General features: G+C 68.4%; 16 protein-coding genes. 3 read left to right on the top strand and 13 right to left on the bottom strand.

Translation table 11 applies throughout. The features are described from left to right. Nucleotides 1–40: 40 nt before the first annotated feature. From ACZYZ5_RS09595 to dxr, 4 genes are all read right to left on the bottom strand, one after another. A complete protein-coding gene (locus ACZYZ5_RS09595) occupies nucleotides 41–535 on the bottom strand; it encodes a hypothetical protein (RefSeq protein ID WP_463901280.1) in 495 nt (164 codons plus the stop codon). Then, nucleotides 532–1,299 carry a MarR family transcriptional regulator gene (locus ACZYZ5_RS09590; protein ID WP_463901278.1) on the bottom strand — a complete coding sequence of 256 codons (768 nt, stop codon included), beginning with the start codon at nucleotides 1,297–1,299 and terminating at the stop codon, nucleotides 532–534. The genes ACZYZ5_RS09595 and ACZYZ5_RS09590 overlap by 4 nt, the downstream gene beginning before the upstream one ends. Before the next feature lie 316 nt (nucleotides 1,300–1,615). Continuing rightward, nucleotides 1,616–2,947 carry a M50 family metallopeptidase gene (locus ACZYZ5_RS09585; protein WP_463901276.1) on the bottom strand — a complete coding sequence of 444 codons (1,332 nt, stop codon included), beginning with the start codon at nucleotides 2,945–2,947 and terminating at the stop codon, nucleotides 1,616–1,618. 18 nt (nucleotides 2,948–2,965) lie between these two features. After that, complete coding sequence (dxr, locus tag ACZYZ5_RS09580) at nucleotides 2,966–4,150, bottom strand: 1-deoxy-D-xylulose-5-phosphate reductoisomerase (RefSeq protein ID WP_463901274.1); 1,185 nt, start codon at nucleotides 4,148–4,150, stop codon at nucleotides 2,966–2,968. Between the two features lie 126 nt (nucleotides 4,151–4,276). On the opposite strand from dxr, the gene ACZYZ5_RS09575 reads away from it, so the two are divergent. Beyond that, the gene (locus ACZYZ5_RS09575) at nucleotides 4,277–5,773 is read left to right on the top strand and encodes a lipase maturation factor family protein (protein WP_463901273.1); all 1,497 of its coding nucleotides are present in this window, start codon (nucleotides 4,277–4,279) and stop codon (nucleotides 5,771–5,773) included. Nucleotides 5,774–5,848: 75 nt separating this feature from the next. Here ACZYZ5_RS09575 and ACZYZ5_RS09570 read toward each other — a convergent pair whose 3' ends face one another. From ACZYZ5_RS09570 to ACZYZ5_RS09560, 3 genes are read right to left on the bottom strand one after another with little or no spacing between them, the layout of a single operon-like run. Next, nucleotides 5,849–7,381, bottom strand: a complete 1,533-nt coding sequence (locus tag ACZYZ5_RS09570; protein WP_463901271.1) for a tripartite tricarboxylate transporter permease — start codon at nucleotides 7,379–7,381, stop codon at nucleotides 5,849–5,851. Further along, nucleotides 7,374–7,895: a tripartite tricarboxylate transporter TctB family protein gene (locus ACZYZ5_RS09565; RefSeq protein ID WP_463901270.1), complete on the bottom strand. Its 522-nt coding sequence runs from the start codon at nucleotides 7,893–7,895 to the stop codon at nucleotides 7,374–7,376. Before ACZYZ5_RS09565 ends, ACZYZ5_RS09570 begins: the two co-directional genes overlap by 8 nt. Before the next feature lie 2 nt (nucleotides 7,896–7,897). Beyond that, complete coding sequence (locus ACZYZ5_RS09560; RefSeq protein ID WP_463901268.1) at nucleotides 7,898–8,929, bottom strand: Bug family tripartite tricarboxylate transporter substrate binding protein; 1,032 nt, start codon at nucleotides 8,927–8,929, stop codon at nucleotides 7,898–7,900. Nucleotides 8,930–9,100: 171 nt separating this feature from the next. On the opposite strand from ACZYZ5_RS09560, the gene ACZYZ5_RS09555 reads away from it, so the two are divergent. Beyond that, on the top strand, nucleotides 9,101–10,681 hold the full coding sequence (locus tag ACZYZ5_RS09555; protein WP_463901267.1) for an ATP-binding protein: 1,581 nt from the start codon (nucleotides 9,101–9,103) through the stop codon (nucleotides 10,679–10,681). Continuing rightward, a complete protein-coding gene (locus ACZYZ5_RS09550; protein WP_463901265.1) occupies nucleotides 10,678–11,400 on the top strand; it encodes a response regulator in 723 nt (240 codons plus the stop codon). Before ACZYZ5_RS09555 ends, ACZYZ5_RS09550 begins: the two co-directional genes overlap by 4 nt. Nucleotides 11,401–11,725: 325 nt before the next feature. Here ACZYZ5_RS09550 and ACZYZ5_RS09545 read toward each other — a convergent pair whose 3' ends face one another. From ACZYZ5_RS09545 to ACZYZ5_RS09520, 6 genes are all read right to left on the bottom strand, one after another. After that, a complete protein-coding gene (locus ACZYZ5_RS09545) occupies nucleotides 11,726–12,559 on the bottom strand; it encodes an HpcH/HpaI aldolase/citrate lyase family protein (RefSeq protein WP_463901263.1) in 834 nt (277 codons plus the stop codon). Beyond that, a complete protein-coding gene (locus ACZYZ5_RS09540; protein ID WP_463901261.1) occupies nucleotides 12,556–13,161 on the bottom strand; it encodes a MaoC family dehydratase in 606 nt (201 codons plus the stop codon). Before ACZYZ5_RS09540 ends, ACZYZ5_RS09545 begins: the two co-directional genes overlap by 4 nt. Further along, the gene (locus tag ACZYZ5_RS09535; RefSeq protein WP_463901260.1) at nucleotides 13,158–13,919 is read right to left on the bottom strand and encodes a CoA transferase subunit B; all 762 of its coding nucleotides are present in this window, start codon (nucleotides 13,917–13,919) and stop codon (nucleotides 13,158–13,160) included. Before ACZYZ5_RS09535 ends, ACZYZ5_RS09540 begins: the two co-directional genes overlap by 4 nt. 3 nt (nucleotides 13,920–13,922) lie before the next feature. After that, entirely contained in the window at nucleotides 13,923–14,747 is an 825-nt protein-coding gene (locus ACZYZ5_RS09530; protein ID WP_463901258.1) for a CoA transferase subunit A, read from the bottom strand. A gap of 39 nt (nucleotides 14,748–14,786) precedes the next feature. Next, entirely contained in the window at nucleotides 14,787–15,950 is a 1,164-nt protein-coding gene (locus ACZYZ5_RS09525; protein ID WP_463901256.1) for an acyl-CoA dehydrogenase family protein, read from the bottom strand. Between the two features lie 91 nt (nucleotides 15,951–16,041). Beyond that, nucleotides 16,042–18,228: an acetyl/propionyl/methylcrotonyl-CoA carboxylase subunit alpha gene (locus ACZYZ5_RS09520; protein ID WP_463901255.1), complete on the bottom strand. Its 2,187-nt coding sequence runs from the start codon at nucleotides 18,226–18,228 to the stop codon at nucleotides 16,042–16,044. Nucleotides 18,229–18,245: the final 17 nt, after the last annotated feature.

Raw genomic sequence — 18,245 nt, 5'->3', positions numbered from 1 at the left:
TATCGCTCCGTCGGCCAGGTACCCATCCGGGCGGGCGGCGTCAGCCGAGGAAAAACACTTTGGCCAAGGCGGCAACGCCGGCCGCCCACAGCAGGGAGGTGAGGGTGCCGATGATGAACCGCTCCGCGGCGACCGGCGTCTCCTTCAGCTCGGCAAAGCGGCCCAGGCCCTTGATCGCAATAACGTAGGCGATGGCGACCGGTTCGCCGGCGAGGACGGCGAGGCAGACCGCCAGGCGCTCCAGCACTCCGATGATCGCGCCGCCGCGCAGGATCCTGACACTGCTGACCGAAAGGGCCGCAGGGCCCGCCGCCGGGGCGGCCGTGCCGGGCGCGCCGGCCGCGGATGCGGTACCGGTGGTGGCAACGGGATCAACGGTGACGTCCGCCGCCGGGTCGTTCGCCGGGTCGGCGGCTCCGGCACCGGCATCCTGCCGGTCATCGATGGTCCGGGCGAGCCGGAAGACCAGAGCCGTCACCGGCCACCCGACGAAACCGGCCGTGAACAGGGTCAGGGTGATCCAGAGCGCGTTCACCGGTCTCCTTCCATGTTGTCCCGGGGGCGGGTATCCGGGTGCTGGGGCCCGCCCGCGTCCGGGGCTCGGCCCGGGGGCTGCCCGCGGGCGTCGTCGTTGCCGGCGATAACGCCGTGGGCGAAAGCCAGCAGCATTTCCGCCGCAGGCCTCGCGGCCCATTCTTCCTGCCAGCCGGAGCGCAGCAGCGCACGGCTCACCGATTGTTCCGTGATTCCCAGTTCCTGGGCAGCGATTTTCTGGGTGCCGTGTGTGCCGGTGTGGCCATGCTGCACCGAGCGCAGCACATCCACGACCTTCCACTGGGCGTCGGTCCGGTCCTGGACCAGCCGTCCGATCAGCCGCAGCACCGCCTCGGCGTTGGCGCAGGCGCGCGCGCCGGCGGATCCCGCCGGCGACGGAGCAGCCTCTCCCCTGCGCAGGCCGCCGGAGACGACGGCGATGGGCACGTGCGCGGCGCCGGCTTTGGCCTTTTCGACGGCCGCGCGCGCCGCCACGAAGGCTGGCCCGGATCCTTCCCGCGGACTGGCAGGCAGCGGCTGGTCCACCGCCCCCACCCCGATTCCCACGTACCAGCGTCCGCTGCGCAGGGCGTGCAGTGCGATCTCGACGACTTCGTCCGGGCGGTCCACGACCCCCTGGACTTCGTCACCGACGGACCGCTCGAACTGCCCGGCGGTGGAGAGCCCTGCCAGCTCCGCCAGGAGTTCCGGGACACGGTCGACGTCGGCGCTGCTGCCGCGCTGGTCGATAGTCATCACGTACATAGCCCCACCCTAAGGGGCTGATCCTGCAGAATCAATCACTTTCAACTGATTACTAAAAATAAGCCAAAATGAGCTGATAATCATAAATCAGCGCTGCCCGGTTCGGTGGCCAAGGCACCACCAGGCCGCCGGCCCGGGCATCCGGCGGCCGTCCGGGGGCACTTAGACACGAAAACGCCGGACGCCGTCGTCTATTTCGACGCCGGACTGCGGCAAAGTGCCCCCGGACCGCAGGGCCAGCCGAAGCCCGGTGGAACGGCGGTCACCGCCCAGGCGAACCTCAGGGAACATTTCCGCAGGCCCGCAGGCCGCCGCGTCAGCCGAAGAGGTTGACCGGCTTGACGATGTCCGCGTAGATCAGCAGGGCGCCCATACCCATCAGCAGCACCGCCACCACGTAGGTGACCGGGAGCAGCTTGGCGATATCGAACGCGCCGGGGTCCGGGCGGCCGAAGAGCTTGGCGGTCCGGCGGCGGGCCCCCTCGTACAGCGCGCCGGCCACATGGCCGCCGTCGAGCGGCAGCAGCGGGATGAGGTTGAAGACGGCCAGGGCAAAGTTGAGTCCGGCCAGCAGCCCCACCAGGGTGGCCACGCGGGACTGCATCGGCACCTGCTCCATCGCCGCGACCTCGCCGGCCACCCGGCCCACCCCGACCACGCTGATGGGTCCGTTGGGGTCGCGGGGCTCCTCGCTGAACGCGGCCTGCGCCACGCCGGCCACGCGCGCCGGCAGGTTCAGCACGACGCCGGCAATCTGCTTGATGTTCTCCCCGGCCATCGGCAGGACGGTCGACGCCGGCTGCGGCACGAGCGCGGTCTGCGCCCCGATGCCCAGGAAGCCGACATCCTGGTACTGGAGGGTGCCGTCGGCCCTCTTGGCCTGGCGGCCGTCGTCGCCCACCACGGGACGCGCGGACAGGACCGGTGTGACGGTGGTGGTGACCGGGACGCCGTCGCGCTCCACCGTAATGCTGACCTGCCGGTCCGCGGACGTGCGGATCCAGCCGGTCAGTTCATCCCAGCTGGTCACGGCCTTGCCGTCGAAGGAGGTGATGACGTCGTTGGGCAACAGGCCCGCGGCGGCGGCGGGCGTGAGCCGGCAGTCGGCGGAGTCCGGGTCCACGGTTTCGCCGGCCTTGACCTGGCATTTGGAGACGTCGGCGATGGTGGTGGTCTGGGTAGCGATGCCGAAGCCCATCAGCAGCACGGCCGTCAGCGCGAGTCCGATCAGCATGTTCATGGCCGGGCCGCCGAGCATCACCACGATCTTCTTCCAGACCGGCAGCTTGTAGAACACCCGGTTCGCGTCGGCAGGACCGACCTCCTCGTGGGCCAGCGAGCGGGCATCCGAGGCGAGGGACTGGAACATCCCGGTGCTGGAGGTGCGCACGGTGCCGTCGTCCTTGTTCGGCGGGTACATGCCGATCATGGACACGAAGCCGCCCAGCGGGATGGCCTTGAACCCGTATTCGGTCTCGCCCTTCTTGCGGGACCAGAGCGTGGGCCCGAAGCCGATCATGTACTTGGTGACCCGGACCTTGAACAGCTTGGCCGGCAGCAGGTGGCCCACCTCGTGCAGGGCAATGGACACGGCGATGCCGATCGCCACAAAGACGACACCGAGGATAAAGAGGAGGACGGGACTCATGCTTCGATCTGCTGCTTCCTAGACGCTTCTGACGGCTAAACGTTCGTGGGTGCGGGCGCGTGCCCATCTTTCAGCATCCAGCACGGACTCCACCGTCAGCCCGGAAGACCCTGTGTGTTCGCTGAGTACTGCTTCGATGGTATCGACGATGTCGGTGAACCGGATCCGGCCGGCGTGGAAGGCCATCACGGCCTCCTCGTTCGCGGCGTTGAACACAGCCGGGTAGGTGCTCCCCTGCCGGGCGGCAGCCTTGGCCAGTCCGACGGCGGGGAACGCCGCGGTGTCCAGCGGCTCGAAGGTCCAGCTGGTCGCCTGGGTCCAGTCACACGGCCGGGCCGAGCCGGGGACGCGGTCCGGCCAGCCCAGGCCCAGGGCGATCGGCAGGCGCATGTCCGGCGGGGAGGCCTGGGCGATCGTGGAGCCGTCGATGAACTGGACCATCGAGTGGACCACGGACTGCGGGTGGACCACGACGTCGATCCTCTCCAGCGGGATGTCGAAGAGCAGGTGCGCCTCGATCACTTCCAGGCCCTTGTTGACCAGGCTGGCGGAGTTGGTGGTGACCATCAGGCCCATGTCCCAGGTGGGATGGGCGAGGGCGTCCTGCGGGGACACACCGTGCAGCTCATGCCGCGTCATGCCGCGGAACGGGCCGCCGGATGCCGTGAGGATCAGCCGGTCCACCTCGGCCGCAGTGCCCGAGCGCAGGCACTGCGCGATGGCGGAGTGTTCGGAGTCGACCGGGACGATCTGGCCTTCGCGGGCAGCGGCTTTGACCAGCGCGCCGCCGACAATGAGGGATTCCTTGTTGGCCAGGGCCAGCGTCGCGCCGGATTTGAGCGCGGCCAGGGTGGGCGCCAGGCCGATGGAGCCGGTAATGCCGTTGAGCACCACGTCCGCCTCGATCTCCGCGATCCGGGTGGAAGCCTCCGGCCCGGTGATGATCTCGGGACGGTAGGCGGCCACCCCGGCCGCGCCGGCGGCGTCGTCGATCAGTGCCTGGAGGGCGCCCGGGTCGCCGGATGCCACACCGATGGCCCGGGCCCGGGTGTGGACGGCCTGCCGGGCGAGGAGTTCGAGGTTGCCGCCGCCCGCGCTGAGCGCCACGACCTCGAAAAGGTGCGGGGCGCCGTCGACGACGTCAATCGCCTGCGTGCCGATGGAACCGGTGGACCCGAGGAGAACGATCTTGCGCGGCTGCATGGTTCCAGTATCCCGCACCGCGTTCCATACTCGGGTTGCCGTGCGCGCGGAGAAGCCCATCGGGGGCCAGCGGACGGGGTGTTGCCGCGCATTGACGCCGCGAAGCGCAGGCGTAACGTGGGGATCGTGGAGTGGACGGCCTGGTTTGACGCGCCGGAGTACGAGTTCGCCCGGCAGGTGCTGCAGCGCGGCGTCGCCGCCCTCTACTTGGTGGCCTTCCTGTCCTCGCTCAACCAGTTTCCGGCCCTCCTCGGCGAGCGCGGGCTGTTGCCGGTGCCGGAGTTCCTGGCACGCTCCAGCCGCCTGCGCAGGCCCACCCTGTTCAGCTGGCGCTACTCGGACGGGCTGCTGCGGGTTGCCTGCTGGGGCGGCCTGGTGATTGCCGCCACGATCGTGCTGGGCCTGCCGCAGCTGGGCCCGCCGTGGGTCCCCATGCTGGCGTTCCTGGCGCTGTGGCTGCTGTACATGTCCATCGTCAACGTGGGGCAAACGTTCTATGGCTTCGGCTGGGAAATGCTGTTGCTCGAGGCCGGGTTCATTGTGGCCTTCCTCGGCTCCAACCAGACTCCCCCGCCGCGGACCATCCTGATCCTGCTGGCCTGGCTGGTGTTCCGCCTTGAGTTTGGCGCGGGTATGATCAAGATCCGCGGCGGACCGGAGTGGCGTGACCTGACAGCCCTGTACTACCACCACGAGACCCAGCCGATGCCAGGGCCGCTCAGCCGGCAGGCGCACCTGCTGCCCAGGGCGTGGCACCGGGTGGAGGTCCTGGGCAACCATTTCGCCCAGCTGGTGGTGCCGTTCTTCCTCTTTGCCCCGCAGCCGCTGGCCAGTGCGGCCGCGGGGATCATCATCTTCACGCAGTTCTGGCTGGTGGCGAGCGGCAACTTCGCCTGGCTCAACTGGATGGCGATCCTGCTCGCCTTTGCCGCCGTCAGCGACCCGGTGGCACATGCCCTGGTCCCGGCGATCCCGCTCGACTGGCACCCGGCGGCCGGAGGCACGGCCGCGGAAACCGCCGCGGAAGGCGCCGCGGCGTCCGGCAGCCAGGCGCCGGTCGCGTGGCTCGTGGTGGTAATGGTCGCCACCGTGCTGCTCGTGGTGCTCAGCTACCGCCCGGTCGAGAACCTGTTCTCCCACTACCAGCTGATGAACGCCGCCTTCAACCGCTGGCAGCTGGGGAACACTTATGGCGCGTTCGGCACTGTCACGAAGCAGCGGATCGAAATCGCCGTGGAGGGGACGCTGTCCGCGGAGCCGGACGACACCGCGGACTGGCGGGAATACGGCTTCCGCGGGAAGCCCGGAGACGTCCGCCGGATCCCGCGCCAGTGGGCGCCCTACCATCTGCGCCTCGACTGGCTGATGTGGTTCCTGCCGCTGCGCACCGTGCACGAGGAGTGGTTCTACGCCTTCCTGGCCAAGCTCCTGGAGGCCGACCGTCCCACGCTGCGGCTGTTGCGGCATGATCCGTTCGACGGCGACCGGCCCCGCTGGGTGCGGGCCCGCAGCTACCTGTACCGATTCGCCACCCGGAAGGAATTCCGCGCCACCGGCCAGCGCTGGATCCGGATCCCGCTGTACGAGTCCATTCCGCCGCTGTCCCTACCGCCGGACGCCTGAGAGCCGTGGGACGCGGATGGCCGGAATGGTTGTCACCATTCCGGCCATCCGGATCGACTCAGTGGAGCGCCCTGCCTACACGGACAACTCGTCCTTCACCGGCGCAGCCTCCACCGTCGCCTGACGGCGGCGAAGCCACCAGGAGCCCACGAAGATCAGGGCCATGGAGACGTAGACAACCACCGCGAACGGCGAGGAGAACAGCGCCGTGGGATCGTTCTGGGAGAGCTGCAGCGAGCGCCGCAACTGCACTTCGAACATCGGCCCGAGGATCATCGCCACCACCAGGGGCGCCACGGGGTAGCCGTAGCGGCGCATGAAGTAGCCCAGGATGCCCACCACCAGCAGGATCCCGACGTCGGCCGCGGCAAAGTTCACCGAAAAGGCTCCCAGTGCCGCGAAGACCAGGATTCCCGCGTAGAGGTAGGGCCGCGGAATCTGCAGGATCTTTACCCAGAGGCCGACCAGCGGCAGGTTCAGCACCAGCAGCATCAGGTTCCCGACATACAGGGAGGCGATCAGTGTCCACACCAGCGCGCCCTGGTTTTCGAAGAGCAGGGGCCCGGGCTGGATCTGGTAGCGCTGGAACGCGGTGAGCATCATGGCCGCGGTCGCCGTCGTCGGAATTCCGAGCGTCAGCAGCGGGACCAGGACGCCGGCGGCAGCGGCGTTGTTCGCCGCTTCCGGCCCGGCTACGCCCTCGATGGCGCCCTTGCCGAACTGTGCCTTGTTCTGGCCCTTGGCCAGTTTCCGCTCCGCGGCGTAGGACAGGAAGGTGGACACGTCGGCGCCGCCCGCCGGGACCGTGCCGATGGGGAAGCCGATGAAGGTGCCCCGCAGCCACGGCTTCCAGGACCGCTTCCAGTCCTCCTTGGACAGCCAGGCGTTCTTGCCCTTGCTGACCGGGATGACCTCGACAGGCCCGTGCCGCAGCTTCGAGGCCACATACAGGGCCTCCCCGAGGGCGAACAGGCCCACGGCCACGAGGACCATGTCGACGCCGTCGACCAGGGTGGGGTTGTCGAAGGTGAAGCGCTGCTGTGCGGTGCTGTCATCGATGCCGATCATCCCGATGAATAGCCCCAGGGCCAGTGACGCGAGGCCGCGCAGCACGGAGGCGCCCAGCAGGGCACCGACGGTGAGGAACGCCACGATCATGAGTGCCACGTAGTCCACGGGTCCCAGGCCCACGGCAAGTTCCGCGACGACCGGGGCCAGGAAGGTCAGCAGCACCGTGGCAATGGTGCCGGCGACGAACGAGCCGATCGCCGCCGTCGCCAGTGCCGCCGCGCCGCGGCCGGCCTTGGCCATTTTGTTGCCCTCGAGCGCCGTGACGATCGAGGATGACTCGCCCGGCGTGTTGAGCAGGATGGAGGTGGTGGAGCCACCGTACATGCCGCCGTAGTAGATGCCGGCGAACACGATCAGGGCGGCCGCGGGATCCAGCGCGTAGGTGATGGGCATCAGCAGCGCCACCGTCATCGCCGGACCGATGCCGGGAAGCACGCCGACGGCGGTGCCGACGAAGACGCCGCCCAGGGCGTACAGCAGGTAGACCGGCTGCAGCGCCGTCGAGAAGCCCTCGAGGAGCAGCATGAAGCTATCCATTGAAGAACGGCACCCCCTCAAGCAGCGGGCCCGGCGGCAGGGAGACGCCCAGCAGCCCGCCGAAGACGTACTGCAGCACGAGTGCCAGCGCGACGGAAATGATGACCGCCTTCCAGAGCGGCTTGGCCTCAAGGGTCCAGGCCGCACCGCTGAACAGCACGGCCGCGGCAACGGGCCAGCCGGCCGGTTCGATCAGGAAGATGTGGAGCACCACGAAGCCCGCGAGTTTCGCGAGGGCCAGCCAGTCGGTCTTGGCGTCAACGTCGAGGTCTTCGCTTTCCTCGGCCTGGCCCACCTTGCCGCGGAACACCTGGGCGACGATGCCGGTGCCAACGAGCACCAGCATGGTGCACACGATGTAGGGGAAGGCCCGCGGGCCGATGCCGGTCTCCGACGGCGGGATCGGAATGGACCCCGCCGCCAGGAGGCCCGCTGCGCCCACGCTCACGAACACCAGGGCGAAGAGGATCTCCCCCGTGGGCCGCTTGGCGGGCGTGCTGACTTGGGTGGACATTGTTACTTGACCAGACCGATCTCAGTCAGCGTGGTCTTGACCTTGGTGATGTCCTCGGTCAGGAAGGTCTTGAACTCGTCGCCGGCGAGGAAGGCGTCGTCCCAGTTGTTCTTGGCCAGGGTGGCCTTCCAGGCCTCGGTGCCGTGCAGCTTGGTGACGACCTCGGTCAGCTTTGCCTTCTGCGCCTCGTCGATGGAACCCGGTGCCACAACGCCGCGCCAGTTGGTCAGGACGACGTCGATGCCCTGGTCCTTCAGCGGCTTGACGCCGGGCAGGGCCGGCGCCTCGGACGTGCCAGAGACGGCGAGCGCCCGGACCTTGCCGGCCTTGACCTGCTCGGCGTACTCGCCCACGCCGGAGATGCCGGCCTGGACCTTGTTCCCGAGCAGGGCCGCGATTGATTCGCCGCCGCCGGAGTAGCCGATGTAGTTCAACTTGTCGGATTCGACGCCCTGGGACTTCAGGATCTGGCCGGCCAGGATGTGGTCCGCGCCGCCGGCTGAACCGCCGGTGATCGCCACGCCCTTGCCGTTGGCCTTGATGTCATCCACGAGGTCCTGGACGGACTGGTACTTGGACGACGCCGGAACGACCAGGACCAGCGGCTCTTCGGTCAGTCGCGCAATGGGGGTGGTGTCCTCCAGCCGGGTCTTGGCGGCGTTGGTTTCCACGGCACCCACCATGACGTAGCCCATCACCATGAGCGTGTTGACGTCCTTTTCGGTGGCGAGCTTCGCCAGGCCGTTGGTGCCGCCGCCGCCGCCGATATTGCTGACCTGCGCGGAGGTGACGAGTTTGTTGGACTGCAGGTCCTGCTGCATGGCCCGGCCCGTCTGGTCCCAGCCGCCGCCCGGGTTGGCCGGAACAATGATGCTCAGCTTTTTGATCGGCTCCGCGGCCGAGCTCTGGCCTGCCGTTGCGCCGGTGGCACCGCCGGCACAGGCCGACATGGCGAGGACGACGCCGGCCGCCCCGGCAGCGAGCGCAGCCCGGCGGGTGAAGGTGGGCCGCGTGAAATTGGACTGGGAAGTCATGGTTTCTCCTGTATCAATGTGACGCACGTCATCGGAATCACTTCCCAGAGACTAGGAGCGGCCCGGCCCGGGGGCCAGAATTTGGCCGTAGAGGTAGTAGTGGTCATATTGGTCACGGCCCTGAGCCCGGGATTGGCCGGCGCGGCGCAGCCAGGATGGGAAACTTGTGACATGGTTCACAGGATCCCCCTACGCTTCCAGCTGGTCGCGCTGCAGCTCGGCATCGTGCTGGCTGTCCTGACGGCGGTGGGGGCCGTGACCATCCGGATGCAGGAGCAGCAGCTCAGGGACGCGTACAAGGGCCGGCTGATCGGAGTCGCCGAAAGCGTGGCCCGGCTGCCCTCCGTGGTGAATGCCTTCGGGACACCGGAGCCGGCCCAGACCATCCAGCCCATCGCCGAAGTCATCCGGCAGGCCTCGAATGTCACCTACGTGGTGGTGACGGACCGCAACGGTGTCCGCCAGTCCCACCCGAACCCCGCGGAAATCGGCCGGCCCGTGTCCACCGACCCGTCCGTGCCGCTGTCCGGTGAGATCTATGTCGGCACCCAGACAGGAACCCTGGGTGAATCCTGGCGGGTCAAGGTCCCCATCTTTGACAGTGCCGGCACCGTGATCGGCTCGGCCTCGGTGGGCGTGCTGGAAAGCACCCTGGCTGAGGACCTGTACGAGGACCTGCCGCAACTGTTCGGCTGGCTCCTCGGGGCCGCGCTGCTGGGGTCGCTGGGGGCGATGTACATCTCCAAGCTCGTGTGGCGGCGGATCTACAACCTGGAGCCCGAGGACATTGCGGCGTTGCTGGAGACCCGCGACGCGATGCTCCACGGCCTGGGCGAGGGGCTCGTCGCCGTCGACGCCGAGGGGAAGGTCGCGCTCGTCAACGATGAAGCCCGCCGGCTCCTGGGCGTGGGTGAGGAGATCACCGGAAAACCCGCCAGCGAATCCCTGGAACCCGGGATCCGCCGGATGCTCGCCGCCGGATCGGCCACCGAGGAACTGGTGCTCTCCGGGGAACGGATCCTGCTGGGCAAGGTCAACGCCGCCACGGTGGACGGCCGGGAAGTGGGCAAGGTCCTTATCCTGCGTGACCGTACCGAGCTCCACTCGATCCTCCGCGACCGCGACGGCGCCCTGGACGTGACGCAGGCGCTGCGGGCCCAGGCCCACGAATTCGCCAACAAACTGCACGTTATCTCGGGTCTCCTGGAGCTCGGCGAGCAGGCCAAAGCCGTGGAGTACCTGGGCCGCAGCCACAGCGACGCCGCCTTCGTCAACCGCCCGCTGGCCGCAGGAATCACCGACCACGACGTCCGGGCGCTGCTGATTGCCAAATCCACGGTGTGCGCCGAGCGCGGGATCGAGATCCTGGTGAGCCCGGCTTCTGTGTGCACCGCGGACGGCACCGGCGACGTCATCACCGTCCTGGGGAACCTGATCGACAACGCGGTGGACGCTGCGGGCTACGACAGCACGGTCGCCGTCCGGCTCGATGAAACACCCGACGGCGAACGCACCATCACGGTCGAGGACAACGGTCCCGGCATCCCCGAGCCGGAACGCGCGGCCGTCTTCGAAGCCGGCGTCACCACCAAACTGGCGGAAGGCATCAACAGCCGGGGCTTCGGGCTGGCCCTGGTCCAGCGCGTGGCCCGGCGCCGGGGCGGCGCGGCGTCAGTGTCGTCCTCCGCGCTGGGCGGCGCCTGTTTCACCGTAATCCTGCAGACAAAAGAGGCGGAACTAATAAAGCAATGAGCTCCATACGCACTCTCATCATCGACGATGACGTGGCAGTGGCCGGGATCCACCACGGGTTCCTGCTGGCCCGCGGCGGCTTCGACGTCGTCAGCCTGGCCCACACCGGGCAGCAGGGCCTGGACCTGGCGGCGCAGCTGCGGCCGGAACTGGTCCTGCTGGACATCCACCTCCCGGACATGTCCGGCCTGGACGTCCTCCAGCAACTCCGTGGCCGCCAGCAGGCCCTGGACGTCCTGGTCATCACGGCCTCCCGGGAACTGGACACCGTCCGCGGCGCCATGGCCGGCGGGGTACTGCACTATCTTGTGAAGCCCTTTACATCCCAGTCCCTGAATGAACGGCTCGACGAGTACCTGCTCCTGCGCCGCGAACTCGCTGCGGGCGGGGCCGCCGGGCCGCTGGACCAGGACAGCATCGACCGGCTCGTGGCCCCGTCACGCCGGGCCAATGCCGCGGGTCCCGTGGCGGAGTCTCTGGCGGGGCCCCCGGCGAGGCTTCCCAAGGGTTTGTCCCGGCCCACGCTGGATGCCGTCATCGAGGCGCTCAAGTCCAGCCCGGCGGACGTCTCGGCGGCCGGGATGGCCCTCCAGCTCGGACTCTCGCGGGTCAGCGCACGCCGCTACCTTGAGTATCTGGTCATCGCCGGCTTCGTCCGACTCACGCCCCGCTACGGTGCTGCAGGGCGGCCGGAGAACCGGTACTTGTGGAAGCGCTGAGCATGTCCAGTCTTCAGGCGCGGCACCGAGCATGTTCATTCGTCGCGGTGAAGCACCAGTGCCGGTTTGCTAACGATGAGTCACCCATCTGACGCAAATGGCCGCCACTGTGCACCCATCTGACGCGAATGGCCGCCACCGGACCCGCCATAGCGGCCATTCGTGGCGAATCGGCGAGGTTCAAACCCTATGGGCCCACCAACCGACCTTACGGAGCACCCATCTGACGCAAATGGCCGCTATTGGACGCGCCATAGCGGCCATTCGTGGCGAATCGACGAGGCCCACACCCGCGGAGCCTGGCCACGGCCGGTACCTCCAGCACCTAGTGCCCGGCCCGCCGCAGAGTTGATTCGGCGTGCTTGAGGATGGGCCCGTCGATCATCTTGCCCTGGTGCTGGAACACACCCGAGCCTGACGCGGCCGCTGCCGCCAGCAGTTCGGTGGCCTCCGCGACCTCGGACTCGGACGGCGCGTACGCCCCGCGCACCACGGCCACCTGGCTCGGGTGGATGCAGGCCTTGGAACCGAAGCCCGAGGCGACGGCGTCGCGGGATTCGACGGCGAGCCCGGCCAGGTCCGGGATGTTGACGTAGACGGAGTCGACGGCTTCCTTGCCGAAGGCCCGGGCGGCGAGCAGGACAGTGGAGCGGGCATGCAGCGCCACTGCGCGGTAGGCGCCGTCGTCCGTCCTGCTGGAGGTGCCGCCGAGCGAGGCGAGCAGGTCCTCGGCACCCCACATCAGCCCGACCACGTTGGGTTCGGCCGCGATGTGGGCGGCGTTGACGACCCCCAGCGCCGTCTCGCAGAGCGCGATCACGCTGTAGCCCTCCAGCTCCCTGAGCTGCTCCGCGCTCTCGGCCTTCGCGAGCATGATGTGCCGGTACGGGGTGTGCTTGAGGCAGTGCAGGTCCTTCTCGAATTCCTCCGTGCCGGCCGGGTTGATCCTGATGATCGTGCGGCTCGGGTCCAGCTCGGGGACGTCCCCGGTGGGGCCGAGCTGGGCGAGGATGGCGCCGCGGGCACGCTGCTTGTCCGCCGGAGCGACGGCGTCCTCCAGGTCCACGATCACGGCGTCGGCGCGCTCGGCGGCTTTCTGGTAGCGCTCGGGGCGGTCGGCCGGGCAAAACAGCAGGGCGGGGCCCATCAGGAAACTCATGAGTCTATTCTCCCCTTTGACGCGGCTTCTTTCCGGGCTGTCTGTGCCTGCTGCGCAGAGGTTTCCCGCTGCGCGGCGGTTGCCTGCTGCGCGGCGGTGTGCGCGTCCCGGGTCCACATCAGGCAGCTGCGGGTGGCGAGGGCCACGACCTCGCCGTGCTGGTTCCGGCCGGTGTGTTTCATGGTCACAATCCCCTGGCCCGGGCGGGAGGAGGACAGCCTTTTCCCGGTCACGACAGTCTCCGTGTACAGGGTGTCGCCGTGGTACATCGGGTGCGGGAAGGCCACATCCGTGAGCCCCAGCTGGGCGATGATGGTGCCCTGCGTCAACTGCGGAACGGACTGCCCCACCACGGTGGCCAGGGTGAACATGGAGTTCATCAGGCGCTGACCAAACGGCTGCTCCGCGCTCCAGGCGGCATCGAGGTGCAGGGCCTGGGTGTTCATGGTCATGGTGGTGAAGAGGACATTGTCCGCCTCGGTCACGGTCCGGCCCGGCCGGTGCGCGTAGATGACGTCCTCCTCGAGTTCGTCGAAGTAGAGCCCGCGCTGTTCTATGACACGGGATTCGGTGGCGCGCTCCTGCCGGGGTTCAGTCGTCATACGGTCAGTTCCTGGTCTTCCTCGAAGAGTTCGGCGCCGGTGGCCGCGGCCACGTCCTCGGCGGTCACGTTGGGGGCGAGTTCACGCAAGACCAGCCGGGAGGTGCTTCCCTCGGTCACGACGTCGATGACCGCCAGGTCGGTGATGATGCGGTCCACGCAGCCCATGCCGGTCAGGGGCAGCGTGCACTGTTCCACAATCTTGGGCCGGCCGTTCCGGTCCACGTGCTCCATCATGACGATCACCTTCTTGGCGCCGAACACCAGGTCCATGGCACCGCCCATGCCTTTGACCATCTTGCCCGGGATCATCCAGTTGGCCAGGTCACCGTTCTGCGCCACTTCCATCGCGCCGAGCACGGCAACATCCACGTGCCCGCCGCGGATCATGCCAAAGGACGCGGCGGAGTCGAAGAAAGCGGCGCCCTTGTTGACCGTGACGGTTTCCTTGCCGGCATTGATCAGGTCCGGATCCACCGCGTCCTCCGCCGGGTACGGCCCGACGCCAAGGATGCCGTTCTCGGAGTGCAGCACCACCTCGACGCCGGCGGGAATGTAGTTGGGAATCAGCGTGGGCATGCCGATACCGAGGTTGACGTACTGCCCGTTGTGCAGTTCCCGCGCCACCCTTGCGGCCAGTTCGTTGCGCGTCCAGCCCTTGCTCTCCACCCCGGCAGGGTGATCGACAGCGGCCGGCCGGTACTCGTGGCGGACCGCTTCGGGCCGGGGCGGCGCCCCCTGCACGCTGTTGGATTCCATGGCCTACGCTCCTGACTGGTTTGCTGCTGTAGCTGCGGTGCCGGCGGCGTTGGCGGCGTTGCCGGGCGCGGACGGAGCAGCCAAGGCCACCGTCCGCTTCTCGATCCGCTTCTCGACCCCGGGCGCGAGCACCACGCGCTGGACGAAGATGCCGGGAATGTGGACGTGTTCGGGGTCCAGTTCTCCCGGCTCCACGAGTTCCTCGACCTCGGCGATGGTGATCTTCCCGGCCATGGCGCAGAGCGGGTTGAAGTTCATCGCGGTGGCGTGAAAGACGAGGTTGCCGTGGCGGTCGCCCTTCCAGGCGTGCACGAGGCCGAAGTCCGGGGTCAGCGACTCCTCGAGGACATAGTCGGCGCCGTGGAAGCCGCGCACCTCCTTCGCCGCGGAGGCGATTGCGACGTTGCCGTCGGCGTCGTACTTCTGCGGCAGGCCGCCGTCGGACACCTGGGTGCCGACGCCGGCCGGCGTGTAGAACGCCGGGATGCCGGCGCCGCCGGCGCGCAGCTTCTCGGCCAGCGTGCCCTGCGGTGTGAGCACGACTTCGAGCTCACCGGCGAGGTACTGCCGGGCGAACTCCTTGTTCTCCCCCACGTACGAGCTGATGGTGCGGCGGATCCGGCCGTCCTTCAGCAGGATCCCGAGTCCCCAGTCGTCGACTCCGCAGTTGTTGCTCACGGTCTCCAGGTTCGTGGCGCCGCTTTGGTGCAGGGCCTCGATCAGGGCCACCGGGATGCCGCAGAGCCCGAACCCGCCGACGGCGAGCGACGCGCCGTCGGGGATGTCCGCCACGGCCTCGGCGGCGCTGGCAACAACTTTGTTAATCATCGGTGATCCTTTTCTCGGCGGGTGCGGCCAGCGGGCCCGCTAGAGCCCCAGTTCGCGGGCGATCAACATCAGCTGCACCTCCGTGGTGCCCTCGCCAACTTCAAGGATCTTGGAGTCGCGGTAGTGGCGTGCCACGGTGAATTCGTTGATGAAGCCATAGCCGCCGAACACCTGGGTGGCGTCCCGCGCGTTGTCCATGGCTGCCTCGCCTGCGACCATCTTAGCGATGGCCGCCTGCGTCTTGAACGGCTTGCCGGCGAGCATCCGGGCGGCGGCGTCGTAGTAGGCCAGGCGGGCGGTGTGGGCGCGTGCTTCCATCCGGGCGATCTTGAAGGCGATGGCCTGGTGCTTGCCGATGTTCTGCCCGAATGCGCTGCGTTCCTTGGCGTACTTCACCGACTGGTCCACGCAGCCCTGGGCTGCGCCGACGGCCAGCGCGGCGATCGCGATCCGGCCCTCGTCGAGGATGGAGAGGAAGTTGGCGTAGCCGCGGCCCTCGGTGCCGAGCAGGTTTTCCTCGGGGACGTGGACGTTGTTGAGCGTCAGCGGGTGGGTGTCCGAGGCGTTCCAGCCGACCTTGTTGTAGGCCTTCTCAGCCTTGAAGCCGGGGGTGTCGGTGGGCACCAGGATGGTGGAGATTTCCTTCTTGATGCTGCCGTCCGGGCGCTCCTGCTGGCCGGTCACCGCGGTGACGGTGACGAGCCGGGTGATGTCGGTGCCGGAGTTGGTGATGAATTCCTTGTTGCCGTTGATGACCCACTCTCCGCCGCCGCGCTTGGCGGTGGTCTTGGTGCCGCCGGCGTCCGAGCCGGCTTCCGGTTCGGTCAGGCCGAAGCCGGCGAGCGCCTTGCCGGAGGCGAGCAGCGGCAGCCACTCCTCCTTCTGGGCGGCGTTGCCGAAGCGGTGGATCGGCATGGCGCCGAGGGAGACGCCGGCCTCCAGCGTGATGGCGACGGACTGGTCCACGCGGCCGAGCTGTTCCAGGGCGAGGGCGAGCGCGAAGTAGTCGCCGCCCATGCCGCCGAACTCTTCCGGGAACGGCAGGCCGAATAGGCCCATGTCCGCCATCTGGGAGACGATCTCGTAGGGGAAGCTGTGCTCCTCGTCGTGCTTGGCGGAGACCGGGGCCACCACTTGGTCGGCGAATTCGCGGACGGTGTCGCTGAGGTCCTGGTAATCCTCGCTGAGTTCAAAATCCGGCATGATGACTCCTTCGTCTGTTGTGCTGTCTGTCGTGCTGTTTGTGGTGCTGTCTAAGAACTGTGGCTCCGGCCTGGTGCCGGCGCCGGGGTGGCTACTCCGCCGCGCCCATGGCGATGACGGCTTCCTCGATGGTGTCCTCGGCCCTGGAGGGCTCCGCCGGGTGAACAGGGTGGATGGTGGCGAGGACCTGGTCTGCCTTCACAAGGTCTCCGGAGGCGATGCTGATGTGCACGGTCCCGTCCAGGGGCGCCACGAGCTGGTGTTCCATCTTCATGGCCTCCACGGACAGCAACACCTGGCCGGCCGCCACGGTGTCGCCGTTGCTGACGGACACGGAGACCACGGTGCCGGGCATCGGCGAGCGCACGGCCGGGTCCGCGGCGCCCTCCTCGCGTTCAATCGCCGCGAGGACCCGGGCCAGCCGGGTCTCCCGGGTGAGCACCTCGAGCCGGCAGGACCAGCCCTCGTTGCCGAGGAAGAGTTCGGAAGGCATGAGGTCGTCGGGGGCAGGGCGGACGGGCCCGCGGTGAACCGGTGCCAGCGAGTACACCCGGGCTACCCCGCCGAGGATCAACTCGGCGTGGCCCCGCTGGGGGAAACCAAGCGACGCCGTGCGCTGCGGGCCGCCGTCGACGCTCACCGCCGCCGTGCCCTGCATTACCGCGCCGGAGACCTCTACCGTGGCGACGCCGCCGTCGGGCGTTCCCAGGCTGATCCGCCTTGGGGCACGAGCCCCGAGCCTCCACCCGTCGCGGACGTTCCACGGGCCCGTCCCCGGGGCTTGCGCATCATGCTCCTGCATAGCGGCGACGTACACGGCAGCGGCAGATACCTCGAAGTCGCCCACACGCCGGAAGATGAAGTCCGGCATCTTGCGCTCGATCAGGCCGGTGTCGAGGCGCCCGGCCCGGACGTCTGCGTCATTGATCAGCAGCCGCAGGTACTCAACGTTGGTGTCTATGCCAAGTGCCGTGTAGCCGGCGAGCGCCCGGTCCAGGGTGTCGAGGGCCTCGGTGCGGTCCACGCCCCACGCGATGACCTTGGAAATCATCGGGTCATAACTGGAGGAGATCTCCAGGTCCTCCACCAGGGCCGAATCGACCCGGACTTTGCCATCTGCGTCGCCATCTGCATCACTGCGCAGTTCGTCCAGCACCAGGACCCTGCCCGCGGAGGGCATGAAGTTTCTCTCCGGGACTTCGGCATACACCCGGGCTTCCACCGAATGGCCGTTGAGCACGACGTCGTCCTGGCGGACGGTGAGTTCCTCGCCGGCAGCGATGCGCACCTGCCATTCGACGAGGTCGATGCCGGTGACCATCTCGGTGACGGGGTGCTCGACCTGCAGGCGGGTGTTCATTTCCATGAAGAAGAACTCGTCCGGGGCGTTGTCCGAGACCAGGAATTCCACGGTGCCGGCGCCGGAGTAGTTGACGCTGCGCGCGGCGTTGCAGGCGGCTTCGCCGAGACGGGCCCGGATTTCCGCGCCGTCGGACAGGGATTCCAGCAGCGGGGACGGGGCCTCCTCGATGACCTTCTGATGGCGGCGCTGCAGCGAGCACTCGCGCTCCCCCAGATGGATGACGTTGCCGTGGTTGTCCGCGAGGACCTGGACCTCGATGTGCCGCGGGGTGAGCACGAGCCGTTCCAGGAACAAAGTGTCGTCGCCGAACGCACTCGCGGCGACCCGGCGGGCGGTGGCCAGGGTGGCCTCGAGGTCCCCGGCCTCTTCAACGATGTGCATGCCTTTCCCGCCGCCGCCGGCGGAGGGCTTGATCAGCAGCGGGAACCCGACGCCGGCCGCGGCCTCCATGAGCTGCGCGTCCGTCATGCCCGGTTCGGCGATGCCCGGGGCCACGGGGACGCCGTAGCCGGTGACGTGGTTCTTGGAGCGGATCTTGTCGCCCATAACGTTGAGGGATTCGACGCCGGGGCCAATGAACGTGATCTCCGCCTTTTCCAGGGCGCGGGCGAAGTCGACGTTCTCGCTCAGGAACCCGTAGCCCGGGTGCACGGCTTCGGCGCCGGTGTCGCGGCACGCCTTCAGGATGGCCTCGATCTTCAGGTAGCTTTCGGAGGCGGCGGCCGGGCCGATCCGGACCGCGACGTCGGCCTCGCGCACGTGCCGGGCGCCGGCGTCGGCGTCGGAATAGACGGCGACCGAACGGATCCCCAGGGCACGCAGGGTGCGGATGACACGGCAGGCGATCTCGCCGCGGTTGGCGACCAGCACGGTGCCGAACAGGGGCTTCTTGGGTGTCGAAGGTGCAGTCGACAAAGAAATAGTCACAAGTG

This window comes from Pseudarthrobacter ribosi, from assembly GCF_055412865.1.
The sequence above is the reverse complement of the archived record's forward strand: the minus strand, read 5'-3'. Positions and strand labels throughout refer to the sequence as shown.